Origin of the sequence: Duganella vulcania, assembly GCF_009857655.1 — a bacterium.
Taxonomy (GTDB): Bacteria; Pseudomonadota; Gammaproteobacteria; order Burkholderiales; family Burkholderiaceae_D; genus Rugamonas; species Rugamonas vulcania.
The window spans coordinates 383955-409094 of the sequence record NZ_WWCX01000001.1 but is presented as its reverse complement, the minus strand read 5'-3'; the positions used below and the strand labels follow the sequence as shown (position 1 = coordinate 409094).

Sequence of the window (25140 nt, the reverse complement as noted above, 5' to 3'; positions counted from 1 at the left end):
GGGTCTACTATGCGTACTCATTTTGCCGCGGTGCTGGCATTGTTTGCCGTTGCAACTCTCAGCGGTTGCGGATCGTTGTTTGGGGTCGGTGGACAGGAGTTCGGCTGCAAAGGTCTGCCTGAAGGAACGCAGTGCATGAGCGCCAAAGAGGTCTACGCGGCGACCGAGCACGCTGATCGCGTCACGAACCGTCATAAGGGTTCGGACAAGGATAATCTCGAGCACGCTGAAGGCGCCGCTGGAGCAGGGGGGGCGGGTGAAGTAGTGGCGCCGTTCCATGCTGACCCTGTACCGAGTCTTGATCGACCGATTCCTATTCGCACCCAGGCGCGTCTGATGCGCATCTGGATTGCTCCGTGGGATGACACGGAATCCGACTTGCACGCATCTGAGTTCGTGTTCACCGAGATCGTTGAACGCAAGTGGAACATTGGTGAAATGCAGATCATGACCGGTGCAGGTGTGCTCAACCCATTGGCCGGCTCGTCCAAGGATGGTAAGGCTTCCCTTAAAAGTCCGCTCGCAGAGAGCGTGAAGAAATAACGCGGCTGTTGCCGCCATCATTCGAGTTAGAGAGGGCAGACATATGAGTTCCGCAGCGATTCAAGCCATCATCAATCGTGAAACCCCAGCGCACCTGATTCCTGTTTTGGCCCATGACCGTCAAACAGGCCTCTACTACACGGAAGATGGGTACCTCGGCTTCTGTTTCGTGTCCAACCCGATGCTCTACGGCGGCGACGATATCGCCGATAAGATCAATGTGTTGTTGTGCGCTGGCTTCCCAGCACACTCGTTTCTCTCGTTTCTCCAGTATTCCAGTCCGGACATCAGCCAGTTTTGCATGGGCGTTCGTAACATGCGGGCCGGCTTCCTGGCCGATAAGGTAGTCAATGACCCGACTGGCGTGCTGCAGGAGTCCCTGGACGCGAAGATCGAGATGTTCGAGGAGTGTGTCGCGCGACCTATCGAGTCCCGCAATAAAACGCGCGTGCGGGATATCGTTATCATGGTGTCCGGCAAAATACCGTGCGAGAATTTCGGACAACCAAGCGATGCAGACTATGTCCGTGCGAGGGAGTTGTGCACGTCGCTCAAGCAGTCACTCGAGTCGGTGGGCCTGCCGTCGGTGCAGGTGCCGCCCGAGTATTACATCCATTTCATGGGCACCATTCTGAATTGGGGGGAGAACGCGGAATGGAAGAGCCCGGAGACGGCTTACGAGTACGATGAGGAGACGATGATTCGTGACCAGATCTTTGATCTCGAGTCGCGCATTGACCTGGATCGCAAGGGTCTCTTTGTTGGTAAGAAGCGCGTGTCTGCATTGTCGCCGAAGCGCCTGCCGGACTACATGTCGCTGGCGTCGGCGCACGCCCTGCTCGGCGACCCACGTACCGGTAGCAAGGGTATTCGCCAGAATTTCGCCTGCTGTCTCAACGTGTACTTTCCTGAGCCGCATAAAGAGAAGGCGTCCTTGGACAATCAACGCAATTTCGTGCAATACCAAGCGTTTGGTCCGATGCTGTCGTTCGTCCCGCGTATCGGCCTGAAGAAGCAGTCGTTCGACGACTTATACGAAGCGATGGGTAGGGGCGACACCGTCGTCAAAATCTGCCCGTTCTTCCTGCTATTTACCGACAGTGATACCGAGGCGAACGAGGCCGTTGCTAACATGATTTCGTATTACCGCGAGATCGGCTACCAATTGCAGGAGGATCGGTTCATCACTCTGCCTCTGTTGCTGCAGGCGTTGCCTCTGTGCCAGGATAAAGAGCTCGTCAAGATGCTCTTCCGTTACCATACCGTCGCAACCTCGCACGCAGCTCAACTGGTGCCCATCGTCGGCGACTGGAAAGGCACCGGTAGCCCGGCGCTGTGCTTTGTGTCGCGCAACGGTCAGATCATGGGTATTGATCTGTTCGATTCGAACACCAACTACAACCTCACCATCGCCGCCGCATCTGGCTCTGGTAAGTCCTTCCTGACCAATGAGATTATCGTTTCCTACCTGAACATGGGTGCTCAGGTCTGGGTTGTCGACGTCGGGCGCAGCTATTTGAAGTTGGCCAAGGGGTTGGGTGGCGACTTTATCGAATTTAGCAAGCAGTCCAACATCTGCATCAATCCGTTCCCGCTGGTAAAGGACTACGAAGAGGAGGCAGATATGCTCCTCGGCATTGTCGTCGCTATGGCTTCGCCCACGGAGAAGATCAGCGACTTCCAGTCCTCCCGTCTGCGTGAAGTGCTCAAGGACAACTTCGAGAAGTTCGGCGCCAAGCTCACGATTGACAACATCGCAGCGGGCCTGAAAGCCGACGTTGACAACCGCGTCAAGGATCTTGGTGAACAGTTATTCCCGTTCACTAGCAAGGGTGAGTACGGCCGGTATTTCAACGGCGAAAATAACGTCAGTTTCAAGGCAGCCTTTACCGTGCTGGAACTGGAGGAACTCAAGTTGCGTAAGCACTTGCAGTCGGTGGTGCTGCTTCAGCTCATTTTCCAAATTCAGCAGGCGATGTTCCTGGGCTCGAAGGAGCGCAAGAAGCTACTGATTATCGACGAAGCTTGGGACCTTCTGACGTCCAGCGGCGATATGTCGAAGTTCATGGAGAATGGCTATCGTCGCTTTCGTAAGTACAACGCTGCCGGCATCACAGTCACGCAGAGCCTCAATGACCTGTATTCGAATCCGTCCGGCATTGCCATCGCTGAGAACAGCGCGCATATCTTCATGCTTGGCCAGCGTGCCGAGACTATCGACGCGATCAAGACCAGCAAGCGCCTCTCGCTGTCCGATGGTGTCTTGGAACTGATTAAGACAGTCAACACCGTGAAGGGTGTCTATTCTGAGATCTTCTTCTATACCGGCAGTGGTGCGGGCATTGGACGACTCGTCGTCGACCGCTTCTCGCAGCTGGTGTATTCCACACACCCGGATGAGGTGTCTGCGGTGATGAACCGGATGGACCAGGGCATGAACATCAAGGAGGCCATTAAGGATGTCATCGAGCAGGAACGTGTGGGGGTGGCAGCATGAACCGCGCCGTCCGCTACGGGCTGTTGATCGCCGTGAATGGTGTCATTTCGGCGGGGGGGGCTTACTACGCTTATTCGAAAGCCATCGCGATGCCGGTGGCGCCACAGGTGGCACTCATCGATGTGGAGGCGGTGGTCAATTCAGTTAGGCCTGAAGAGGCTGGCTCTAAGGAACGTGCGCGCGAACGCATCAACGAGTTGAAGGCGCTGGCAAAAAAGATTGCCGGCGAAGGTGTCATAGTTCTTGATTCGCGCTACGTCATTGATGCCCCTGACGATGCATATATCGGAAGCAGTGTCCAAAATTTGAAGAAGGAGAAATGAAGATGGTTGCAGTCGCATCTGGCAAGTCGTCTGGCTTCGCGTCCCGTATCACGCCTGCTAACATTTTTGGTCTCCTTCGGCTAATGTGTGGGCACTTGGCGCGCCTGTGGTTGGCCTATTTGATGGTGGCCGGTTGTCTTTACCTCTTCAATGGGAACTACGAGATTGCATACAATCGCACCCATAGTTTGCCGTATCAGTTCTTCCTGATCCACTACGGTGAACCCGTGCAGCGCGGCGACTTCATCGCGTTCCGTTGGAATGGTTCCTATCCGTACAAGAAAGGCCAGGTGTTCGTGAAGATCGCGGCCGGCGTTGCGGGTGACGAGGTCACACGGGTTGGTCAGGAGTTCTTTGTGGCGGGCCAATCTGTTGGCAGTGCAAAACCGTTTGGCCTTCGTGGCCAGCCGCTTGAGGCTTCCGGCACCGGCACCATTGGTCCCTACCAATACTACGTGAAGGCGCCGCACAAGGATTCCCTTGATTCGCGATACGCGATGCTCGGTCTGGTAAAGCAATCGGACGTGGTGGGGCGGGCTTATGTCATTTTCTAAGTTCGCGGTAGCGTGCCTGTGCGCTTCACTGCTGATTGGTGGCGGTCTGGCCGGCGCACAGACGAAGGAAGGTAGCGTCAGCGCAGCTGACCTGACCGACCTGCGCTGGCTAGAGAAGTCGCGCAAGCTTATCAACGACGCATCGACGATTGAAGTGCCGCCCTGGTTGCTGCAAAAGGACAAGGTGAAGAAATACGAGCCTGTTGCAACGCAGCTTTACCAGCAAAGTGCCCCTATCGTTGGGCGGGCTGTTACCGGCACTACGGTCGCGGCAGCTGATCCTAAGGTTGGCGCTCCTGGCGTACCTGAGGATGGGCGCTTTACGATTTTTGTGTCGCTGTCCATGCCTGATGATCTGCTGCGCGATATCGTGCGCGAGGCCTCCGAGCATCCCGCGCAGGCGGTAGTGGTGTTTCGTGGTGTGGAGGAGGGGCATTCGATTGATGAGCTTATCACTAAGATGGCCGGGTTCATTGATCCGAAGTCTGCTGATGCGCCCAGGATCGAAATCGACCCGAATCAGTTCAAGCGTTTGAAGGTCGAGGTCGTCCCATTCGTGTCCTACTATCGGAAGGGCCATGAGTACCTGGCCCGTGGTGTGTATGGCTTCGACTGGATGGTGCGCAAGGCTGACGACGGCGTGGAACCAGCGCAGGACTTTGGCCGATTTGGCTCCGTCTACCCGGTCAAGGAGCCAGACCTGGTGAGCGAGCTGAAGCGTCGCTGGGCCTTGCTCGACAAGGAAAATCTCAAACGCGAGATGGTCAACAACTTCTGGATTCAGAAGTCGCACGATATTGCCTCGTATCTGCCAGATGCTGTGAAGACCGAGGTGTTTGAGTTTGATCCTACGGTCACTTTGACCGCGGATATACCAAATCCGAACGGTGGGTTCCTTGCCCGGGCTGGCGACCGTATCAATCCCGCTAAGGTGATTCCGTTAAGGGGGCGGTACATTTTTTTCAACGGATCTAAGCCGGCGCAGGTGCAGTTGGCCAAGGTGCTTGGCAAACAGGCGTTGGCATCTGGCCACCCTCCAATGTACATGACCTCAGTCATTGACCCCGAAAAGGGGTGGGATGATTTTCATCGTATCGAGGATGCGCTGGACTCACCAGTCAATGTGCTCGATCGCACGCTTGCCGAGCGGTTCAAGATCGAACGGCTGCCGGCAATGCTGTATTACGAGAACGGTAAAGGCTGGATCAAGGAGTATAACGCGGTGCAGTATCTGGCCACCGAGGGGCGCAAATGAAATCGCTTTTTAAACTGGTACTGGCTTCTTCACTTTTCGCGTTGGCGATGCTCACGACGTCGACGTCGTGGGCGTCGGATGCTGTTTGTCCTAATTCTGGGATTCTAAGCGCGGCGTTATTCGACAAGTTTTGCTGGTCGTGCATTTTTCCTCTGCGCTTGCTTCGACTGCCCATTGGCAGTGGGGGAACCAACATTCAGACCAAAGGTGGGCCGCCTATTACTGGCGGCCCTTCTGCGCCGCCTGGTGCGAGTGGATCCGCGTATTGCGCGTGCAAAGATAATTTTGGCGTGCCAATGCCTGGTTTTACGGTTGGAGGTTGGCTGCCTACACGTTTGGTTGAGGTAGTGCGCATGCCCTGGTGCTCAACAGTTCTGGGTAAGACCCTGATCAACAACCCAAGGCTGTTGGGGGGGCATAAGTCGGTTGAGAACGACAACTCGGACAAGATCTATTACAACACGCACTACATCGCGTTTCCGATTGCCTACATCCTTCAGATGTTGGTCGACCATACATGCAACCAGGGAGACTACGGGACCTTGGCATTCGTGACCTTCAGTGAGGTCGATCCGACCAAACAGAGCGACGAGTTGGCGATGTGGTTTAACCCAATGTCCGTCATTTTTTCCCAGCCGGCGGCGTTCCTCGCTGGGATGGCGGATTGTGCCGCTTCGACTGCGGGCTATCCGATGTCATCGCTCCCTGGGTGCATGGGCTGTCTCGGTATGCTGACGCCCGGTTCCAATAATGTGTCGTCGAAGCAGAGCCCGCCGCAGTACACCGCCCTGCTGGCCGGCAGGGAGCTGATGACTGCGCACCTGCGTGGATTTGCTCGCAAGACATACGGAAGCAGTGACGCGCAGTGTGGTGGTGTTATATGGCCAATCATCCCAAAGGAGCAGTATCGAATTAGCCAGTTCTACCCTGTGCCTCAGGCGGCTAAGCCTTGCTGTGATGCCTTTGGGCAGACGCAAATGTTCTCACGCGAGTTCCGAAATATTCCGGCCGTCGGTGAGGATTTCATGTACGTGATTTTCCAATATACCGAGTGCTGTGCGGCACCATATTAAGGAGTGGATGCTATGAAATTTTTGTTGATGTTGGCTCTCAGCCTGGCGTGCACCTTTGCACAGGCTGAAGACTCGGTTAAGCAGCTGATCGAAGATCGTTTAGGCATGAAAGTCGACAGCGTAACCAAAACAGACTATATGGGCCTCTATGAGGTATATGCCAACGGGCAGTTGTTCTATACCGACAAGGAAGTCTCGGGTTACGTCGTAGGTAACATTATTGACAGTAAATCCAGGACGAATGTGACGGCAAAGCGAGTGATCGCGATGCTGCCATTTGATTTGGCGATTAAGCAGGTCCGAGGCAATGGCAAAAAGGTGTTGGTGACCATGGAAGACCCCAATTGCGGTTATTGCCGCCGTCTGTCCAAGGATCTCGCTTTGCTTGACGATGTGACGATCTACACCTTTTTGGTCCCAATTTTGGGGGGGGACTCCGCTGAACGGTCGGCACGCATTTTGTGCGCGCCTGATAGGGCAAAGGCGTGGAAAGAATGGATGGCGGATAACAAGTCGCCTGAGACCACTGCTGGCTGCGTTGCTCCATTGAATCAAATGATCGAGCTGGGCCATCGTTTGAAAGTCGCCGGAACGCCGACATTGTATTTTGAAAATGGTGATCGGGTTCCGGGTGCCATTCCGTTGTCCGAAATCAATCGTCATCTCAAAATGCCTGATTGATAACCACTAATCGCGTTGCGTACCATATGAGGCTGGTCAAAAATTGACCAGCCTTTTTTTTGCGAATATGAGTTGGTTTCTTCGCGCAACTATGTTGACCGGTCCAATGATTAGATTAGGTCCAGAGCGGATTCGGATTGCTCGCTCGGATTTTTAACCTGACTCTATACTGTCGAATTTCGTTGGGCCTTACTATTTTTCGGCTTTGTGCTCTCTCCTATAATTGAATATTCGCCTCATAGCCACCACCCGTTCGCGCAGAGCGCCGCCATTCATTCGCCTAGCACGCCGCTACCTAATCGCGTAGAACACCGCCACCCTAAAAATTGCAGTCTGCAAAAATCCGACCATCGTTGCACCTGGACGACGTGCACGCCGCCAAGGAATTTTCAAAACAGGGTGGCGAGACGGCCCGGCCCGAGCCGCGCGCTGCGTCCAGGGCGTCCAGTCGGTCCGCATCGAGTGGGGGGCGCGACCGGCGCTCGCGCCGCTCATTGGGCCGCAGCTGGTGGAGGTGCACACCGTCTAGGCCGGCGGCGATCTACGCGATTGGCTGGTTGTGATTCAGGAGAATCGGTGGCGGGGATCTAGGCGATAACGTCGCACCGATTGCGCGAATACTCACCTATATCACTAGTGCATATACGTGGCTTCGGACAGATTATTGTAAATCCGTCGTGCGCGCTCGCGCCTTGGACCTCCGTTTTGTCTACCTCCGGTCAAGCCCGCACAGACCTATTGGTTTGAGCCGGACAACTGGGCGCTATTGGTAGTTTATCTACTCGCTCCACTTGTTTAGCATGCGAAAAGTTGCCCGGACCGCGGTCCGCAATTTTGCCCTTGTCATTGAATTGCTAGCGCTTCCAGGCACTTTCCCGCGACGTACCTTGGACGCTACGTTGCAGGGTAAGCCATAAAATTGGAATGTAGTATGGAATACAGTTAAACAAAAATACTAATAGCGCATGTTGGCGGCGTATGTGGGGAGACACGTCGCGCATGATATGCGGGCAAATGGTGTTTACACAACAGTTGATGTTGGTCTTTTAATTGATTTCTCAGACTTGTCTTAAGGTTTGTTAAGCAACCGGAACTCCGCGTCGTGTGCCAATAGAAATTGGCGCCTTAGTTTCTGGCGGATATCGATCAATGTGAAATGCCTTTTATGGCTGCATTTTCTGGAAAAGTTTGTAAGTACATGAATTGTAAAGAAAATATCGTTAGTGTGACGTGGCCGTTTTCAAAAGGTTGTATTTATTGCTTGCTTACGGAAATTTGAGCGGTTCAGCCACCGATATAGTTGTCTCCATCGACAGCGCGATTGTGGTGTCGAACAACCGAGTCGGCGTCTGCCGGATTAATTCGAATTTAACTTCTTCATAAGGGGATTACCATGAAAGTTACCATGTCCAAAAAAACCGTTCGCACCGCTGGCGTCGTGATGGGTCTGGCCCTGCTGGCTCCCGGCCTGGCTATGGCGGGCAGCGGCGGCACCGAGTTCACCGAGGTCTACGACCTGCTGTCGGGCTGGGCCAAGGGCACCCTGGGCAAGATCATCGCCCTGGCCATCTTCATCGTCGGCCTCGCCGCCGGCATCGTGCGCCAATCGGTCGTCGCAGCTGTGGCCGGCATCGCTGGCGCCATGATCATGAACTACGGCCCGAGCGTGATCGAGAACATCGTGACCGCCGTCATCTAACGAGCGCAGCTCGGCTGGATGCGTGGAATGGGGCCAGTGGCCCCATTTCTTTTTTGAAGTTTAGGTATTGGGATGTCGTCATGCATAGTGGTGTCGTCGTGGAGTTGCAAGTCCCAGCCTTGCGTGGTGTTCAGCTGGAGGTCGATCATGGCTTGTTTTCGCCGGCGGACAGGATAGTGGCCCGTGCGCTGAATTCGATCGAACCTGCTGCTAAATTGCGTAGGTTCTTCGACCTCTATCCGTCGATGGCGGACATTACTGTTCGTCTGGCCGATTACTTTGCCGACCTCGTGCCTGCGCCGGCAGTTGAAGCTTGCTCTCTGTTTGAGCGTTGCTTCCGTTCGGCTTTGCATGAGTTGTCCAAGTGTCGCTTTTATCGTAACAGCGTCGCCTTTGAAGACATGCAGGTGGCTGCCTATTTGTATGGTTTGCTTCGTCATGTTGACGACGTATTGGATGTGCATGTCACGGCCGTCTTGGCTGACGGGGCGGTAATATGGCCTTCACTCGATATGCCAATTTCTGCCTGGCGAGCATCGGTCAGTGGAGTACAGACCTTGACGGTTCAGAAGATAGCCTCGTGCATGACCCTCGATGAGCGCAATGCTGCGAGGTATTGCATCATTGCGAAACTCCTCAGTCAGCATGACTTGGTCGCCATTGGCGGTTCGTTGTGCGAGTTTGATCGAGCTCCTTCCATCCTCTCTGCCTGACCGGGAATCGTCCATGACCTTTCGTCGATTTCTAATTTGGTTCTTGATCATCCTCGTCGAGGTAGTGATTGTTACCGTTGCGTTGTCCAGCGATACGATTAGTCGCGCGGCGTCACGTGAGAGGGAAATGGTGGTCAGTACGTTTGGTGAGGAGATGGCCAGCAGCATCATTAAGCGTACAGATGTGGTCTACAAGCGCTATTTCTTTGACTCGGGGTGGATCAAGGGCTCCTATGAGGCCTTTGTCCCATCTCGGGACGAATTGTCCGATTCGAGGTCCCTAGCAGACATGGGGCGACCGATGTTTAAGGTGATGGACCAGAAGCTCCGCACTTTTTGGACAGCCGTCTACTACGGTACTCAACGCATGACTATCCTGATGATGTGGTTGCCCTATCTCATGCCGTTTGTTGTCGCAGTCATCGTTGATGGTATGGCGACTCGCAAGAAAAGGCAGTTCAATTATGAGTACGCCAATCCTGTCGTGTTTGGGGCCATGTCCCATGCAGTGCTTGCGCTGATCAGTTTTCCGTTTCTCTATTTTCTCCTCCCGTTTCCGGTCAATCCACTGGTCTCGCCCATTTGGATTGGCGTCTTTTGCTTGGCACTCTTCGCTATGATTTCCCATACGCAGCGGCTAGCCTGAACCCTGGGCCCATGTTTGCACTTTGCTTGTGGTACATGCGCGTGAAATGGCTGTGAGATGACTGAAGTGGTGGGGTTTCGCATCACTTTGGGTATGGTCGCCATGTTACGGTTGGCCGTTGCTATAGTGGGGGCACCTCGTGATCTCTAAGCTGAAGATAATTGTCGTGTATTACGTGATCCTGGCGATGAACGCTACGCCGCTGATCGCGAATTTGAACCAGGCTGCGCTATTACAGCGGCTGTCGCAGATTCAACTGGCGTCGATCGCTGCGGCGTTTTCTGTGGCGAGCGTTGGGCTATTACCTGGTGTATCGCGTGCTGCAGATAGGGGCATTGCGGATGGCCAGGCTACGGCGACGTCGTCGCTAGGCGCGTTTGCACTACCGGCGATTTCTGGTGGTGATCCTGGCGCCACGATCACCTTAAAAAACGGGGCTATGGCGGGCAAGACGCTGTCGTCCGACCAACTTGCACCTGGCGCGAAGCCGGGTTTCATCGATAGTGCCGCAGCCGCAACTTCGGGTGGCAAAGCCGCCGTCGTTGACCAGGATAATTCCGCTCGTTCCGTTGGGCAGACAGAAGGTTCGCATTGGGGGAATGCGTATCAAACGATCAATGGCAGCGCGCTTACGCGAGCATTGTACGATTATGATGCGCACGGTGATACGTTCTTGAACAACTCTGCCGTCATTGCCTCCAACGTCAACGCCAACGGTTCGGGTAGTGGGTACAGTGGTTGCATCGTCACGCCCACGAGCGCTACGCCAACCACTACGGTACTGACAAATACCTACAAAACCACCTGTGATCGCAACGTACCGGTTACGGCGTGCGCCAGTAATCGCAACCAGGACGGGAGCGTTTCCAGCAATCCTGACTCATGTAACTCCACCGATGCCTGTGCGGCCTACGATGTCGCTGGTTTCGCTCCAGCAGGTTGCACGCCGGGAACCACCTTCTCTAATCAATCGACTTTCGTAGGCAATACGTACGGATCTGGCCAGCGCAACGGTGTTCTCGTTGAACACATCTGCTCGTCCGGAGGCTTTCAAGTGCGTGTTTCCAATGCTCATACAGTCAGCGGTGGCGGCGGACCATATGAGTTCTGGATTAATGCGGCAAATGGGGCGCCGTCGTATTTTGATATGCCAGGGTTGTGGGGGACCGACGCGACAAATAATCAAAGCTATAGCGGAGCTACGCTCACGGCGACTAATTGCTCCTCGGATGGGTCGTCCTGTGATTTGACAGTGACGGTACACACTTTGACGCCTTCGGCCGGGAACGCTAGCGGCACTGTCCACTTTGCCGACGACCCGACCCCGATCGAGGCTAAGATGACTACTGCGGCGTGGACTTGTACGAGTGCTTCGCGTGTTGCGGTGATTGGTGGCGTGCGTATCGGCGCTGGATCTGCGGAGTCAGCTTCGGTTCCGTCGTTGTTCGCAGGTGAGGACCACACGAAGGGTTTTTGCTTGGCGGCTACCGCCAAAAATTTTAAGTGTCATTGCGATCAAACAGGTTCGAATTGTGCGCCTGCATCGACGTGTGGCACGGTCCAGTCCGATTCAGCCTGCAGCTACGTATCGTCCAGGTGCAATATTGGGACAGACAGTAATTGCATCAAGTGGGAGGACACCTATTCGTGTACGAATGGGACCTCGACTGTCCAAAATCCATCTCCTACCAACGGCAATACAGTAACTTGCCCTGGCGCGGTTCGGTGCATGGGTACGGATTGTGTAGTTCCTCACGATGAAAGCAATGGAGACTTCAATACGGTTGCGTCCGCCCTCGGGTTGGCAACTGGTATTGCGATGGATTCCTCCTGTTCTGCTCAAGGGTCTTGTAAAGTCTTTGGCGGCACGCAGATGGCCTGCTCGTATTCGGCGTTTGGTTTTTATAACTGCTGCAGCGTCAATCCTCCCACGGTCAATATTGCAGACTGGGTGCGTTTAGGTTACACGACGTGGAATCTCGTGCAGCGATCGCATACGCTCGCGAGCGCTGGTTCGAGCATTGGTACGCCATCTGAGACAGGGCAGTGGAGTGAGGTTTCCCGGCAAACCGCTCAGGTAGTGGATGACTGGGTGTACAAGCCAATATCGAGTGCCATCGACACGGTGAAGTCTACCTGGACTGTGGGCTCCAGTGCGGCACCGGCTACGGAAGCCCAGGTGACGAGCAGTCTTGAGACGGCCTCCGGTGTTTCGACGTGGGCAACAATGCAGTCCGATATGTGTAAGCAGGCTATTAATTTCGCAGACGAGTTGGGGATCGATCATAGTGTCTTGACTGGCCAGGGAGGGTTATTCACCGAGGGGGAGAATGGTCTTACGACGCTTAATTGGGCTGGCAACTCGCAGTTAGCTATGCTCAGTGAAATATTTTTCTGGTTGCAGGTGATAACGTGGGCTCTGATCATTTATCAGATTATTTTCTTTGACTGCTCGGATCAAGGTGCATATCAGCTGGCGGCAAACAAGAAGTTGAATCTGTGTGTATATACCGGCGAGTATTGTTCTAGTAAAGTTTCCTTTGGATTTATCAAGGTTTGCACGCAATATACAAAATCGTACTGCTGTTACAATTCGATATTGGCGCGAATTGTTAATGAGCAAGGCCGGCCGCAAATTGGCAAGAGCTGGGGGGGAGGTGAACATCCGGACTGTTCGGGGTTCTCCGCAGATCAATTGTCAGCGCTTGACTTCACTGCCATGGATCTCACTGAGTATTTCAACTCGCTCAACGTGGCTGGTGTAGCGCCAGCCAATGTATTGGCGAATTTAAATGCGACAACTGGCACCAGTGTTTATACAGGTGGTACAGCGTCTAGCGGTTCGAGCAGTTCAGCGGACGCGATTACGCGTTTCAATGCCACCGGGATGAATGGTAGTAACACAGAAGTTGGAAATAAAGATTTGTCTAACACGCTGAGTAATAGTATGCGAAGTGGGGCGGTCGCGCCAACACATTAACTTTGATAAAAAAACCCGGCATCGAAGCCGGGTTTTTTTTAGTTCGCTGCAAGTTGCGAGGAGGGTTTAACGAATAGGTACTGCGTTCCACCCTGTAGTACCATTGGGCATGGGATCGTCGTTTTATCGCGTGACGGCCCAAGGAAATACGATGCCCACTGTGGGAGTTTTTGCGATACCTTGGTCATAAGTTCAAGCTTATCTTTGATTGCGGGAAGTTCATAATTCACTTTGGCGAAAGATGAATAATAGCCATTGTGACTTACCGGATTAATGACAAGTGTCACGAATTCTCCATTCGGCGGAGCCCAAAATTTGCCTTGACCCAAATAACCGTGATGAATAAGGCGGGCTTTTGCTTTTGGACGGTTGCATGGCTGGTATTTACATACGTTCCCCCAAACGTTCGAAAAGAGCACGCACTTCGTTGTGTCGCAATCACCGCCGTGCAACACAAATGACGACACGTAGAATCCGTCCTCGGCCATAAAGGTCTCGTACGTTGCTGAGGTAACTCCCGGTACGGCTTTAACGAAGGCATCGACATAAGCATTCTCGATTATTGCGCCTGCTGTTTCAGGGTCCGAAGCCTCAGACTCTGGCAGAAAAGCAATCATCTTGTCGACATTCGTCGTATCAGCAGTCCCACCGGCTAACAGCATCAGGCCACCCACGATGTTTAGAGATCCCATGCCGGATTTCGAAATAATCGTTGGTGCCGCGCCGGCCAGCTGAGATGCGCCGATGCCGATGCTTCCAGCAGCGGAGAGTACTTGACCTAGGCTTCCGTTGGCGTCCACCTTGTTACGCAATTCCCCAGGCAGGTCGACGTCATCGATCTTTCCGCGAAAACCGCTTGCCCAGAAAGTGCAATATGCGACGGAATGATCTTTGCTGCAGTTCGTTTCCGCCTGCAGTTCTTGTGGCGTCGGGATTCTTTCCGAGGAGCCAAAAATGCCTGCTTGAGCCGCTGTCGCGGCGAACATCATGCCAACTACTAAAGCAACTTTCGAAAACATAGTTATCTCCTCGTTGTACTTCGTTAATTGATAGGAGGCTGAAGCCTGGCATCGCAAATGGATGGCCATTGTCTCCTAGTTGGACTGAAAAGCAATTTGTGGATTTGCTGGGTAGATTGGCGCTCGATACGCCGACGAGCAGTACCAGCTACAGCTCAAGAAAGTGGCTTTGAGTTGCACCTTGTGCATTTCAAAGGCACCTGGACACCGCCGTTCGCTTTTGCGCTGGCGGTACTTGAGAGATTTTGCCTGATGGTATGTCTATGCGTTTTACGCCACGCTGGCGGCTTAACACTGATTGATTATCAGATTCATAAGCAATCGAGTCAAGTCCTACCACCGCAAATTTGTTGATTTTCCGCGTAACAGGTCGTTAACGGGATGCTTACGGAAATAGATAGCAGCTCAGGCGTGTTGTAATCGACACATGAAGCCAATCACGCGCGCATCGATATTGGGAATTCTCGCCATGCAGCTGTTCGCAGGTACAGTTGCGCATGCCGCCGACAGCGATGCATTCTACGTGCAAAAGGAGCGGGGATGGTTCTGGCGTGAGCCAGAACCTGAAGCGGACGGCGAACATCCCGCGAAACCGCAGCCTGTCGCGCCCAGACCAGAGCCGGCTCCGATGCAGCAAAAGCCGGCGGCCCCGCCTACGCCGGCGCCGTTCAGCACGAAATGGTTTAGAGAGAATTTAGACAAGTACCGCGAGCAGGCGATTGACAATCCTACTAAAGAGAATGTCACGGCCTACATTGCTCTGCAGCGCGTCATGTTGGATAAAGCGAGCACCTTCTCGGATGTATGGCAGGAAGTGATTCTCCAGGACACGGACTTTAATGAGTCCAAACGGCGGCCGTCCAGTTCCGCAGGTTCAGCCGCGCTGGATGAACAGGCATTGGCTTCGAAAACGCATGTCGCCCAAGCTGTCGCTGAGCGTGTTGGTGTTTGGTTTTTCTTTCGCTCAGATTGTTCCGCCTGCGACGTACAGTTAAATGCCTTGCAAGGATTGGCGGAACGCTACCATTTTAAAGTGTTACCTGTCTCCCTTGATGGTCGCCCACTTATTCGTCGCCCGAAAATGCAATTTGTTGCTGACAAAGGCCAGGCAAACCAAATGGGTGTCGAGTCGCTCCCGTCCATTTTCGCAGTAGTTCCTCCTTCCAGTTATGTGAAGCTCACTGAGTGGGTCGCATCCACGGATGAGCTAGTGGAGAGGTTATTGGTTGTAAGCAAGACGCTTGGATTAATTGACGAACCCACGATGGCGAGCACTCGTCCTGTCGTACAAACCAAGGTTTCGTCAAATTTTGGTCGTGATATGGACCAAAAAATCTTGGATGATCGGCAGTCGTTGACTGACTACATTCGGAAAGAAATTCGTTCGAGTGAGCGCGCTCACAGTCGATGAAAATTCCTAAAAGACTAGGATTGGGGTTGATATGAATCGTCTTTATTTCTATGCAGTGGCCAAGTGGCTCGTTTGCGTTTGCGCTCTTCTTGCTCCTTTGAGCAGCAAGGCGAATTTGCAGAATGAAATGCAGAGCATGTTCCATGGTATGGTCAATGTTACCTCCCCCAATGCGTATGTGGCGCAGGGACGTGGAGTTTTAACTGGCGGTTCGATCAATATGCGCTTCCGTACCATGGCGGCGCCGCAAATAGGCTTTGTTGCACCTAGCATGAAAGGAGGGTGTAATGGCATAGACATGTTTGGCGGCTCCTTGAGTTTTATTTCGATGGATCAGTTCATTCAGCTGTCAAAGACCATTGCCCAGAATGCGGCGGGATATGCTTTTGGCTTGGCAATGGAGGGGTTATGCCCGACCTGCGCGCAGGAAATGAAGAGTTTGCAGAAGATTATTCAGAATATTAACAATCACATGATCAGTTCGTGTGATGCCGCAAAGAAGATCTTGCATGGTTCAAGTCTGGAGGAATGGGCTCTTGAAAGAAAGAGCCAGGCTGAAAACGAGGCACGAAAAGACGGCTATGTTGTTGACCAGGTGGCGGCTAAGATCCAGTCCGCAGTGGGGAGTATTATCGATGTGCTCCCAGCAGCGACCGCACAAGGGATGGAAAGGAACGTGGTCTGGAAGGCACTTTGGGATTCCAATGCATCTACATGGTTTGCCTCAGGCGATGGCAGTATGTTGAGGATGCTGATGAATGTGACCGGTACAGCTATTATTCGTCAACAAAAGGATGCTGATGGTAATTATCAATATTTGCCAAAGCCTTATCGACCATTGTTGAAATTCGGCGATATCTTGAATGGCGTTCATAATAGTCCCAACAATTTGGCTTACAAGTGCAATGATGATATTTGCCTTGATATGGCTGAAGAACAAATTGATTTTGTAGGCATGAAGGAAATAGTAAACATGCTCCTTTTTGGTGCAGCGTCTCCGCCGGACATGTCAGACGATCTTGGAACAGGCATCATTTCGAAAATTAACAAGCGGGGATCGATTGGTCAGTTTACCGACGAGGAGAAAAGTTTTATCGCAGCGTCGCGGCCGCCTATCCTTGCTTTGTTGCGTGATGTCGCAAGTGATCCAGCTGCGCTGAAGGGATTGGCCACAAGTTTAAGTGAAGTTATTGCGATTGAGACGACAGCCGGTTTTATCATACAGTCAATCGACGCCGTTGAGCATGCATTGATAGGTAAATGGAGCTCGGATAATGAACACATCATGGATGAAATTAAGGCTGCACGCGCGGACGCTTATCGAGAAATGATGGCGGCGAAGAAGACGTTGTCGAACATCAAGGAGCAGCAGGATTTTGCACGTTTTGCGGCTGAGGCCTTATATCGCAGCTCTGCTGGGCGTATGCGTTCCCCCAACGCAACGCACTGACAATTCTTGTGTAAGGATATGCGATGACTCCGTTTTGGATTTATAGCATTGGTGACGCAACCATGCTCACTAATGCATTTACAGGCGTTGCTATGGTTTTTAATGACCATGGAAATGTCAGTGCTATGGTCGGCATGGGCCTTATGTTTAGTCTGCTCGTGTTGGGTGGCCGTGCTATTGTCAAGCAGCGTTTCGATCTGGAATATTTTTTTGTTGGTTTTGTGTTGTACATGCTGTTTTTTGTGCCGAAGGTTTCGGTTCACGTCGAGGATGCATATACGGCAAGTGGTCAGGATATCGACAATATTCCGCTTGGGTTGGCTGTCCCTATGTCTATCGTTACCAGGCTGGGACATTATTTGACGATCACATACGAGACCGCATTTAGCGCTCCTTCAATGACGACCAACGGCTATTTGGATTCGTTAAACATTCTGGCGAAGATGGATGGATTTAGTGTTGGTTCTGCGGCCACCGGGAGTGGCAATAGCGGTGAATCGCGTAATTCGTTGGTTAGCTATATTGCGCAATGTGCGCTTTATGATGCAAATAATCCGAGTCCGGAGCAGGAAGTCTCGTGGGCCAAAATTCAAACTTCAACAGACATCTGGGGAGCATTGAGGACCACCTTTTTTAATCGCTTCATAACAACGTACATACCCGACATCGATCCGCCAGAAGGCACGGATCGCACTTGCTCTGACGCATATGAAGCGCTGACGTTGTACCTGCAGGGCGATTTTAATTCAAGATGGAATGACTATTTAAAATATGTCTTTGGGAAAACCTCGCCTGCGCAATCGGTCAGTGATGCCATGGTTGCGGTTGGAGTCGGATCAAATTCGGCTCAGACATTCATGATGAACGCGTTGATGCGAAATCTGCTTAACGATGGTAAATCTGTCTACACGGCTTCTACAGGTGAAGTTGTTTTGGCGAGCATGGTGACGCAAGCCGCTGAGCAGCGACGGTATCAATGGGCTACCGAGCAGACTTTATTTAAGGAAGTGGCGCGCCCCTTAATGGCTTTTATTGAGTCATTTGTGGTTTGTTTGGCCCCGATAATGTGTTTCCTGGTTGTTATTGGCCCCATGGGCGTCGATTTGGCTGGCAAGTACTTTCTGTCCATTGTTTGGATATCCCTTTGGCCGCCTGTGATGTCGATTGTCAATACCTACATCTATTTCGCAGCGAACAAGGATGTTAGTAGTTTGTTGTCTTCCGCTGGGATTGACCCCACCACCTATTCTGGGATGGAGAGTCTATATACTACTGTCGGTAGTTGGATTGGCACTGGTGGCTTGATGGCAGCTTCTGTACCTGTGTTGACCTTGACGCTTGTTTATGGCGGCGCTGTGACGGCGTCGGCATTGGCTAGCCGGATGCAGTCGGGGCAGCATATCAACTCGAAGCTGGCGGCACCGGATATCGCTTCGGCGGCGCCAGTCGTCTCACAGCAGTCTGCCATGACCAACAGCCCGAATATTGGCAATTTCAGAAGCGGTCTGGAGAGTGGTTATGTGAGCTATAGCTTTGGGCAAATGGCAGATTCTGCCGTTTCCAAGCGCAACTCGCAGATTGAAGCTGTGAGTTCGAATGCCAGTACTGCGTACACGAGCGGCTTCGGCTTCAATAAGAACGATACCGAAACTAATGCTCGGTATGCCGAATTGGCTAACAGTATTAGATCGGGTACTTCTGCGACAGATCAAACGATAACATCCGTTGTCGACGGATTTGCACAGTCCCATAACTTTAACGCCCAACAAACAAATGCATTAATGGTCGCGGCGCGCGCAAACGGTGGGCTTGGCACTGGCGCTGCGATGCCTGTAGCGCAGGGTAATATTGCAGCGACTATTGCGTCGCAGACCGGCCTGAATTCTTCCGATTCAATGGCATTGGCAAAGCAGTTTACACAGCAACTGACGAGTCAATCAGGGTTACAGAAGAGTATTGCACAAGATAACTCCAAGACCGATGGCACGCGCTTTTCCGATCAGGTGTCGAGAGTCTATGGTGCAGAGCTTGGAAGGCGTGTTTCTGAAACGGAGTCGGCTGTCTCGACTGCCTCGGAGGCGAAGGAAAAAGTGGCTTCGGTGCGTTCGTCGTTCGGCGCTTCCCAGAACCTGCCGGAATACAATTTGGCAAAGCAGCTCGCTGAGGCTGGAGATCATGGTGAGTCGTTGGTGAAAGCTGCGAGAGCCGGCGGTGCTGTGTATGAGCAAAAATTCAATAGTGAATTGGAAAAGCTGGAAAGACTTGCACCAAAGAATCCTAACAATGAACTGATGGCTGCAGCACGAGTTCTGAGCAGCACCGCGGATGGCCGTGCGCAGTTAGCTGATATGTTATCTGGGGTCACCGCCGGCGGCTTGTCGCCTAGTGCAGTTGCCAAAGGGGCTCTTGACGTTCACGAGCCGGATACTAGCTTGTTGAATAATGCAGGGGGGCTGAAAGAGGCCGGTAAGGGTGCTGTGGCTGCAGTTGATGAGAAAATGCATAGTGCCCCTCCGGGTATCGTTGGTCCTGCTAATAGCCCTTCGGCTGCGCCAAGTCCAACGGTTATCCATCATGGCGGTAGCGGTAGCGGAAGCGGCAAGGCCATGCCTTCGCACAATGGCGGTGGCGCTCATCGTAAGGGGACTTTAGCACCCGAATTCACTGCCGCGGAGCAATCGCGGTTGAATGAGGCATCCCATTTGAAACCGGTGCTCCCTTCGGCGGACGTTACTGGTGAGGATAGCGTTAGCGAACGTGGTAGGGCGGTAGAAACGGCCATGCGTGAGCATTTCCATGTAGATAGAAATGCGCAGAAGACGATGACGGAGACCATGACAAATATTCCTGCTGTTGCGAAAGGAGGAGCTAAGGCGGTCGATGCTGTTGAACACGGATTGGTTGAGCGCGCAGTCGATTTTGCTGCGCCTCCTGGGACGTCGCCTAAAGTTAAGGAAGTGGCGTCAGATGTTGTGAGTGCCGCGCTTGCTGTTACGGGCGGCGGTGCTGCAGGAAAAGCTTTGCATGCGATGGGGGAGGCAAAGGAGGCAGCTGCGGCTGCAAAAGTGGTTGAGAAGGCAGAAAAGCAGGCAGAGGCTGCTTTCAGGGCGGAAAGGCGAGCAGCGGCTGCTGCCAGGGCACAGGGTGCTGGCAAAGGCGCTAAGTGAGTCAAAGGACGGTTGTCCCTTAAAATGTGAATTGTTCTGGGTTTATCTCGTCGCGGTGCGGCGAGACTGCGTATTCCGCGCCAAACTGGACACTGATTCCAGCGTAAACATGACACTGATTGCACTTTAAACTGGGTAGTTTGAAGTGACCTTAGTGGGCCGGCAAGGGGATAACTGCGGCAACCTCCCGGGATTTACTCCGGAGGGTTGCTGGACTAACAAATGGTTATCCAGGCGCAAAATCCATTAAGTCTTGCGGCTGTATTTCGAGCATGGCCGCGCCAAGCTGGCCGGCCTGTCGCAACTGGTGACGCAGGGGAGCGACTACCCGGCGCTGGAGCGATGGCTGTTCTCGCCGGTCGAGCCGTCTTCGGTGCGACTGCGGGCGTCGGCCTGGCCGGCCGTGCACTACGAGCTGCGGCGCAAGGGCGTCACGTTCGAGCTGCTGTGGCAGGAGTACAAGGCTGAGCAGGAGGAAGGCTCCCAGTACAGCCCGTTTGGCGAGCATTACCGGCGCTGGCGTCAGCAACTTGCGCTGTCGATGCGGTAGGCCCACGCGCCCGGCGAGCGGATGTTCATCGACTACGCCGGCCAGACAATTGGCGTGATCGAAGACGGCAGCGGCGAAGTGCGCCAGGCCCAAGTCTTCGTTGTTGTGCTGCGGGCGTCGAACTACACCTACCTGGAGGCGACCTGGAGCCAGCAGTTACCGGACTGGATAGGTGGCCACTTGCGCGCGCTCGAGTTCTTTGGCGGCTGCACCGAGCTGTAGGTGCCCAACAACCTGCGCAGCGGCGTGTCGAAGGCGTCGCGCTACGAGTCCGACGTCAACCCGACCTACCACCACTTGGCCAAGTACTACGGCGTGGCCGTGCTGCCCCCGCGCTCCCGCGCCCCCGCCGCCCCAAGGACAAGGCCGGGGTGGAGAACGGCGTGCTGGTGGTTATGCGCTGGGTGCAGGCGCGGCTGCGGCACCAGCGCTTCTTCATCCTCAAAGAACTGAACCGGGCGCTGCGCGGCCTGCTGTCGGACTTGAACCAGCCCCGTTCAGGAAGCTGCCCGGTTGCCGCGCCAGCGCCTTCGCCGAGTTGGACCGGCCGGCCCTGCGGGCGTTGCCGGAGCGCCCCTACGAATACGCGGAATGGACGGTGGCGCGGGTCGGCGTCGATTACCACGTCGACATCGGCGGCCACTATTACTCGGCGCCGTGCCACCATGCGCGCGCCCAGGTCGACGTGCGCGTGATGCGCGTGACGGTCGAGATCGTCGAGCGCGGCCAGCGCATCGCTAGCCACGCGCTGTGCGCCTTCAAGGGGCGTCACCCGACGATAGCGGCGCACATGCCGCCGGCGCACCGCTAGGTGGCCTGGTGGAGCGCCGTGACCTTGACGGCGCGCGCGGAGGGCGTCGGTCCGCGCTGTGCGGTGCTGCTCGGATGGCTGCTGAGCCGGCGGCGTCATCCCCGGCAAGCCTACCGCAGCTGCCTGGGCGTGTTGTCCCTGGCGCAGAGATACGGCATCGAATGGCTGTAGGCGGCCTGCGCGCGGGCCCTGAAACATAGCGCCGTCAGCTGCTGGAACGGGTGTCCAGTTTGCGGCGGAACGGGTATCCGCTTTCAATGGAATAAGCAGCGAGACCTGGTCCGACGTTCATCCGCCTACCGCGCTTTGGCCTAATATTGCAGCGTGGCCGTGATTTCGGCACACGCCTGGCGCCCCATGGATAAGTCCAAGGGGGAGAGCGGTGTGCTGGTAGTCGAGCGTTGGGCGGTGTCGCGGCAGCCGCGCAACTGCTCCTTCCGCTGTAGCGAGGTCAACCAGGTGCAGTGCGACCTGCTTCCGGACTTGAACTTGCACCCCTTGAAGAAGCTGCTGGGTTGCCGCGCAATCGCCTCCGCCAAGGTGGACTGGCCTGTTTTGCGGCTGTTGCCGGAGCTCCCGATCGAATACGCGGAATCGACGGTGCTGCGGGCTGGCGACGATTACCACGTCGACATCGGCGGCCACTACTAATCGGGGGCCGGCCACCATGCGCGCGCCCAGATCGACGTGCAAGTCACGCGCGACTGTCGAATTCTTCCAGCGCGGCCAGAGCATCACCAGCCATGCGCGGTGCACATTCAGGTGGCGTTACACGACGATAGCGGCCCGCATGCCGGCGGCCCACCGAGAGGTGGCCTTTTGGACGCTGCGTTGTTGACGGCGAGCGTGTAGGCCGTTGGTCCACGCTGCGCTGCGCGGCTCGGGCGGCCGCTGGGGCTGCGGCACCATTTCTAGCACGCCTACCACCGCTTCCTGGTCGTGCTTTCGCTGACGAACAAATTTGCAGTAGAAAGACTGGAAGCCGCGTGCGCGCGCCCTGGAACACAGCGATGCCAGCGTCAAGAGCGTGCAGCCCATCCTCAAGGTTCGGGTTGCCGGCATCATGCCAGAACTGGGGGGATTCGAGATGCCCGCCAGACTCGTCCGTTGTCCGTCTGGTCCCGTTCCCCGAAAATTAAAAAAGGGCTGCAACTTACCGAGCGTAACGCTAGTGCTAGGGTGGCGTCGTGCTGCTGACATTAAACACTGATGACAATTCATTGAAGTCATCAGCGCTGAGGGTTATTTGCTCAACTTCGGCCCCGTGTTCGTCGGATGTTTGGTCTTGGCCTGCTGGAGCATTGGGCTTTTCCGTTGATGGGGGCGCTGTCGTCGCACCATTGTCAGCTTCCCACTGACCTTGGTGGTCGCGAGCAGCACCAGGCTGCAATCGGCTCGTGGCCAAGCCTATTGCGGCGAGGTTTAATAGCGCTGCCCCCCAATTTTTCCTGGTGACCGTTGCGAGGAGGTGCTCCTGCAGGAAGGGGTGCAGCTCAGGATTCATCCTGAGCCTGATGAAATGCTCGGCGCTTTCCTTTGTTCGACGGGTCATGCTGCAACCCGGTTTTTGGTCTGCTGACGCATCCATAGTTCACCGGCAATCTGATACCCACGGACGTTCGAATACATTGGATCAGCGTTCATGAGGACAGTGTGATCCGGATACCGGCACTTGATCAGTTCGTAGAAGAATTTGGCCCCACCGCCGCAGACAATGATGTTGTCAATGTCGTTTGCTTCGCCAATTTTTTTAGACATTGCGGTCAAGGCTTCTTCAGCTATCTCCAGCGCACCTGCCATATGTTTGGAGATGTCACGTTGTTGTCCCCGGATGATTGGGTGCTCGCCGTCACGCAGGCTTTGGCTGATGCGCTGCTGAGATTGGAGAGACGTGATGTTTGTTTTCAGTTCCCGGCCGAGTGACTGCGCAATTGCCTCAATGATCGCGCCCATTGATTTCGGATGAGCATGGGACAGGTTTGGCATGGGTTTCATCCCTTGCATCACCAGCCAATCGAATGTGCGTTCACCTGGATCAATCATCAGGTTAGTTTGCCGCCTCATGTCGTCGAATTTCTTGTTCGTGACGGAGAAGTCAAAGAAGCCTCCAAAAGGCTGCGGCACGATGATCACCTTTTTGACGAAGTATTCGTCGCCGTCAGGCATTTTGTGGGCACCAGTGAGGATCTGTTCGAGGGTTTCCTTTTGGTTGGGCAATTTGTACAGGTTCACCGGTAGCCCGGTCACCAACATGTCGATATCCCTTTGCGCCATATGGCGTAGAGCGCCGCGGAACAGGGCCAGGTATTCCGGCGCCGTAGTGTAGTTGTCATCCATGTTGCGCACGTTGGTGCCGTCACTGAGCAGTGCCGCGTCTCGGCCTACCTCCCGCAGTTTCCCATTCGAATCCAGGACCGTCACGCAGTTGCGCGCGGGGGCGAGTGTGGACAGCCCACCTTCTTCGTTGTGTGCGAGCGGCGCGAACGACGGGAACGACCCGCACTGGATCTCGTCTTGGAGCCGTTGGATCACGTATTTCGTGTGGCCATAGCCGATATCAACGGCTTGGATGATTTGACGCGTGGACTGAGTAAGCATGGTTTCCTCGTGGTTAAGTGTGTTTGCCGGCCGTTGGCCATTCAAAGGCTGTCCACTGCATTTTGGCATTACGTCTGTTCGTCGGATTTTTGTAAGAAGCCACTATCCGGTAACTCACTTTGAGGATTTGTTGTAAGGCGTGATTAATGTCAAAGATGGGGTGCGATCTTGTACTGCGGCGAAGAAATACGTCGGAGGGTTTGCATCTGTATTCAGTTTGAGTGTTTAAGTATTGCACTGGGTTTGCGAATCCGACGGCAATGTGAGGAGTATCCAAGTTCGGTACTGATATTGAAGAGCACGCAATTCCAGGCCACGTCGGGACGAAACTGCGGTCCCTTCGTCGTTGTTGGTCGAATGGGCCCTCGGCGTTGCGGTAGTTCGCGCCGCGCTCGGTTTGAAGTTTGGCTAGGATTTTTAGAGATCTGCGAGGAGGAGAGTGATAGAAATCGCGTAATTAATCAATTCGTTACAATTAAAACGAGGAGGATAAACGCGGGATAACCAAAATACTTATTTGCGTGAATAGCTTGAGATTTTGTTGACCTGGGATTTAAAGCTCTGTAATCTGCCATCGTCACTGACATGTGTCGGTGCGCCTGGTTTATTCGGTTTTGGTCAGCGTGCTGCAACTGTTACGCACGTGACCGTGTTGGATGTGCCGCAAGGCCCGCCCGCGCGGCGAAAAGCGCATTAGTGCAGAGAGCACCACGTAGCAAACGCCGTACTTGTGTGCGGTTTGCAGGTAATGCCTGCGTCTGGCCATGATTTGATCCGCCAGATTTTCTTGGAGTTGGGCGCTTCGATTGCGCCGCTTCACAACATCACGACCCCGTAGAGGGGATTTGTCGTTTGGGCAGCGAGCCCATGTTTTGTATCTTCCACAGCGCTATCGCGCGGCGGCCTTAGCCGTTCATCAACGGACAGCAGCCTGTCCACCCTAATGTTTCGTTTTAGCTGCACCCCGCACTTCACGGTGAACCCATGCCTGGCATGGTGAATGATCCGGCCTATGTGACATCCGACAGGCTCTTTGCCTCGGGAAATCCATAGGTTCATGCGGAAGGAGAGGCCGCCCGTTGGCAGGGTAGGCTGGACACCTCTGGTGTGTACACGCTATTGCGAAACATTCAATCGTAGTTCGCGTTGCCGGGCCGTATATCCGGGATT

The 25140-nt window shown here is 54.2% G+C and carries 22 protein-coding genes; 19 read left to right on the top strand and 3 right to left on the bottom strand.

Annotated features, from left to right (window positions below):
- The first annotated feature begins 9 nt into the window (after positions 1 to 9).
- The 11 genes from traV (at position 10) to traN (ending at position 12964) form a co-directional block, all read left to right on the top strand.
- Entirely contained in the window at positions 10 to 543 is a 534-nt protein-coding gene (gene traV, locus GTP90_RS02425; RefSeq protein ID WP_161081971.1) for a type IV conjugative transfer system lipoprotein TraV, read from the top strand.
- Positions 544 to 586: 43 nt separating this feature from the next.
- Positions 587 to 3040, top strand: a complete 2454-nt coding sequence (gene traC / locus GTP90_RS02420) for a type IV secretion system protein TraC (protein ID WP_161081970.1) — start codon at positions 587 to 589, stop codon at positions 3038 to 3040.
- Entirely contained in the window at positions 3037 to 3363 is a 327-nt protein-coding gene (locus GTP90_RS02415) for a hypothetical protein (RefSeq protein WP_161081969.1), read from the top strand. Before traC ends, GTP90_RS02415 begins: the two co-directional genes overlap by 4 nt.
- The gene (locus GTP90_RS02410) at positions 3360 to 3917 is read left to right on the top strand and encodes a S26 family signal peptidase (protein ID WP_161081968.1); all 558 of its coding nucleotides are present in this window, start codon (positions 3360 to 3362) and stop codon (positions 3915 to 3917) included. Before GTP90_RS02415 ends, GTP90_RS02410 begins: the two co-directional genes overlap by 4 nt.
- Positions 3904 to 5172: a TrbC family F-type conjugative pilus assembly protein gene (locus GTP90_RS02405; RefSeq protein ID WP_161081967.1), complete on the top strand. Its 1269-nt coding sequence runs from the start codon at positions 3904 to 3906 to the stop codon at positions 5170 to 5172. Before GTP90_RS02410 ends, GTP90_RS02405 begins: the two co-directional genes overlap by 14 nt.
- A complete protein-coding gene (locus GTP90_RS02400) occupies positions 5169 to 6245 on the top strand; it encodes a TraU family protein (protein ID WP_161081966.1) in 1077 nt (358 codons plus the stop codon). The genes GTP90_RS02405 and GTP90_RS02400 overlap by 4 nt, the downstream gene beginning before the upstream one ends.
- A 12-nt stretch (positions 6246 to 6257) precedes the next feature.
- Positions 6258 to 6926, top strand: a complete 669-nt coding sequence (locus tag GTP90_RS02395; protein WP_161081965.1) for a DsbC family protein — start codon at positions 6258 to 6260, stop codon at positions 6924 to 6926.
- Positions 6927 to 8331: 1405 nt separating this feature from the next.
- Positions 8332 to 8625, top strand: coding sequence for a TraA family conjugative transfer protein (gene traA / locus GTP90_RS02390; RefSeq protein ID WP_161081964.1), 294 nt, complete (start codon positions 8332 to 8334; stop codon positions 8623 to 8625).
- 80 nt (positions 8626 to 8705) lie between these two features.
- Positions 8706 to 9338, top strand: a complete 633-nt coding sequence (locus tag GTP90_RS02385) for a hypothetical protein (protein WP_161081963.1) — start codon at positions 8706 to 8708, stop codon at positions 9336 to 9338.
- Positions 9339 to 9351: 13 nt separating this feature from the next.
- On the top strand, positions 9352 to 9984 hold the full coding sequence (locus GTP90_RS02380) for an IncC plasmid conjugative DNA transfer DtrJ family protein (protein WP_161081962.1): 633 nt from the start codon (positions 9352 to 9354) through the stop codon (positions 9982 to 9984).
- Between the two features lie 139 nt (positions 9985 to 10123).
- Positions 10124 to 12964: a conjugal transfer protein TraN gene (gene traN / locus GTP90_RS36780; RefSeq protein ID WP_161081961.1), complete on the top strand. Its 2841-nt coding sequence runs from the start codon at positions 10124 to 10126 to the stop codon at positions 12962 to 12964.
- Positions 12965 to 13002: 38 nt separating this feature from the next.
- Here the strand turns inward: traN and GTP90_RS02370 are convergent, their stop codons facing one another.
- Entirely contained in the window at positions 13003 to 14052 is a 1050-nt protein-coding gene (locus GTP90_RS02370) for a hypothetical protein (protein WP_217431927.1), read from the bottom strand.
- A gap of 358 nt (positions 14053 to 14410) precedes the next feature.
- On the opposite strand from GTP90_RS02370, the gene traF reads away from it, so the two are divergent.
- The 8 genes from traF to GTP90_RS02330 all read left to right on the top strand — a co-directional run bounded on the left by traF (position 14411) and on the right by GTP90_RS02330 (position 22023).
- Positions 14411 to 15394, top strand: a complete 984-nt coding sequence (gene traF / locus GTP90_RS02365) for a conjugal transfer protein TraF (protein WP_161081959.1) — start codon at positions 14411 to 14413, stop codon at positions 15392 to 15394.
- Between the two features lie 31 nt (positions 15395 to 15425).
- Positions 15426 to 16844: a conjugal transfer protein TraH gene (locus GTP90_RS02360; protein ID WP_161081958.1), complete on the top strand. Its 1419-nt coding sequence runs from the start codon at positions 15426 to 15428 to the stop codon at positions 16842 to 16844.
- A gap of 23 nt (positions 16845 to 16867) precedes the next feature.
- Complete coding sequence (locus GTP90_RS02355; protein WP_161081957.1) at positions 16868 to 20011, top strand: conjugal transfer protein TraG N-terminal domain-containing protein; 3144 nt, start codon at positions 16868 to 16870, stop codon at positions 20009 to 20011.
- Between the two features lie 253 nt (positions 20012 to 20264).
- Positions 20265 to 20561, top strand: a complete 297-nt coding sequence (locus GTP90_RS02350; protein WP_161081956.1) for a hypothetical protein — start codon at positions 20265 to 20267, stop codon at positions 20559 to 20561.
- A gap of 21 nt (positions 20562 to 20582) precedes the next feature.
- Positions 20583 to 20783: a transposase gene (locus tag GTP90_RS02345; RefSeq protein WP_161081955.1), complete on the top strand. Its 201-nt coding sequence runs from the start codon at positions 20583 to 20585 to the stop codon at positions 20781 to 20783.
- A gap of 316 nt (positions 20784 to 21099) precedes the next feature.
- Complete coding sequence (locus tag GTP90_RS02340) at positions 21100 to 21372, top strand: Mu transposase domain-containing protein (RefSeq protein ID WP_161081954.1); 273 nt, start codon at positions 21100 to 21102, stop codon at positions 21370 to 21372.
- Positions 21373 to 21543, top strand: a complete 171-nt coding sequence (locus GTP90_RS02335) for a hypothetical protein (protein ID WP_161081953.1) — start codon at positions 21373 to 21375, stop codon at positions 21541 to 21543.
- Between the two features lie 186 nt (positions 21544 to 21729).
- Complete coding sequence (locus GTP90_RS02330) at positions 21730 to 22023, top strand: hypothetical protein (RefSeq protein WP_161081952.1); 294 nt, start codon at positions 21730 to 21732, stop codon at positions 22021 to 22023.
- A gap of 523 nt (positions 22024 to 22546) precedes the next feature.
- On the opposite strand, the gene GTP90_RS02325 is transcribed toward GTP90_RS02330, so the two are convergent.
- Together GTP90_RS02325 and GTP90_RS02320 are read right to left on the bottom strand one after the other, a co-directional pair.
- Positions 22547 to 22924 (bottom strand): hypothetical protein, encoded by a 378-nt coding sequence (locus tag GTP90_RS02325; RefSeq protein ID WP_161081951.1) that lies wholly within the window; start codon positions 22922 to 22924, stop codon positions 22547 to 22549.
- Complete coding sequence (locus GTP90_RS02320) at positions 22921 to 23970, bottom strand: PRTRC system protein D (protein WP_161081950.1); 1050 nt, start codon at positions 23968 to 23970, stop codon at positions 22921 to 22923. Before GTP90_RS02320 ends, GTP90_RS02325 begins: the two co-directional genes overlap by 4 nt.
- Positions 23971 to 25140 lie beyond the last annotated feature (1170 nt).

Coding starts and splice junctions, on each gene's coding strand:
- traV (WP_161081971.1), top strand. CDS start 10: ATGCGTACTCATTTTGCCGCGGTGCTGGCATTGTTTGCCGTTGCAACT.
- traC (WP_161081970.1), top strand. CDS start 587: ATGAGTTCCGCAGCGATTCAAGCCATCATCAATCGTGAAACCCCAGCG.
- GTP90_RS02415 (WP_161081969.1), top strand. CDS start 3,037: ATGAACCGCGCCGTCCGCTACGGGCTGTTGATCGCCGTGAATGGTGTC.
- GTP90_RS02410 (WP_161081968.1), top strand. CDS start 3,360: ATGAAGATGGTTGCAGTCGCATCTGGCAAGTCGTCTGGCTTCGCGTCC.
- GTP90_RS02405 (WP_161081967.1), top strand. CDS start 3,904: ATGTCATTTTCTAAGTTCGCGGTAGCGTGCCTGTGCGCTTCACTGCTG.
- GTP90_RS02400 (WP_161081966.1), top strand. CDS start 5,169: ATGAAATCGCTTTTTAAACTGGTACTGGCTTCTTCACTTTTCGCGTTG.
- GTP90_RS02395 (WP_161081965.1), top strand. CDS start 6,258: ATGAAATTTTTGTTGATGTTGGCTCTCAGCCTGGCGTGCACCTTTGCA.
- traA (WP_161081964.1), top strand. CDS start 8,332: ATGTCCAAAAAAACCGTTCGCACCGCTGGCGTCGTGATGGGTCTGGCC.
- GTP90_RS02385 (WP_161081963.1), top strand. CDS start 8,706: ATGCATAGTGGTGTCGTCGTGGAGTTGCAAGTCCCAGCCTTGCGTGGT.
- GTP90_RS02380 (WP_161081962.1), top strand. CDS start 9,352: ATGACCTTTCGTCGATTTCTAATTTGGTTCTTGATCATCCTCGTCGAG.
- GTP90_RS02370 (WP_217431927.1), bottom strand. CDS start 14,052: ATGGCCATCCATTTGCGATGCCAGGCTTCAGCCTCCTATCAATTAACG.
- traF (WP_161081959.1), top strand. CDS start 14,411: ATGAAGCCAATCACGCGCGCATCGATATTGGGAATTCTCGCCATGCAG.
- GTP90_RS02360 (WP_161081958.1), top strand. CDS start 15,426: ATGAATCGTCTTTATTTCTATGCAGTGGCCAAGTGGCTCGTTTGCGTT.
- GTP90_RS02355 (WP_161081957.1), top strand. CDS start 16,868: ATGACTCCGTTTTGGATTTATAGCATTGGTGACGCAACCATGCTCACT.
- GTP90_RS02345 (WP_161081955.1), top strand. CDS start 20,583: ATGTTCATCGACTACGCCGGCCAGACAATTGGCGTGATCGAAGACGGC.
- GTP90_RS02330 (WP_161081952.1), top strand. CDS start 21,730: ATGGATAAGTCCAAGGGGGAGAGCGGTGTGCTGGTAGTCGAGCGTTGG.
- GTP90_RS02325 (WP_161081951.1), bottom strand. CDS start 22,924: ATGACCCGTCGAACAAAGGAAAGCGCCGAGCATTTCATCAGGCTCAGG.
- GTP90_RS02320 (WP_161081950.1), bottom strand. CDS start 23,970: ATGCTTACTCAGTCCACGCGTCAAATCATCCAAGCCGTTGATATCGGC.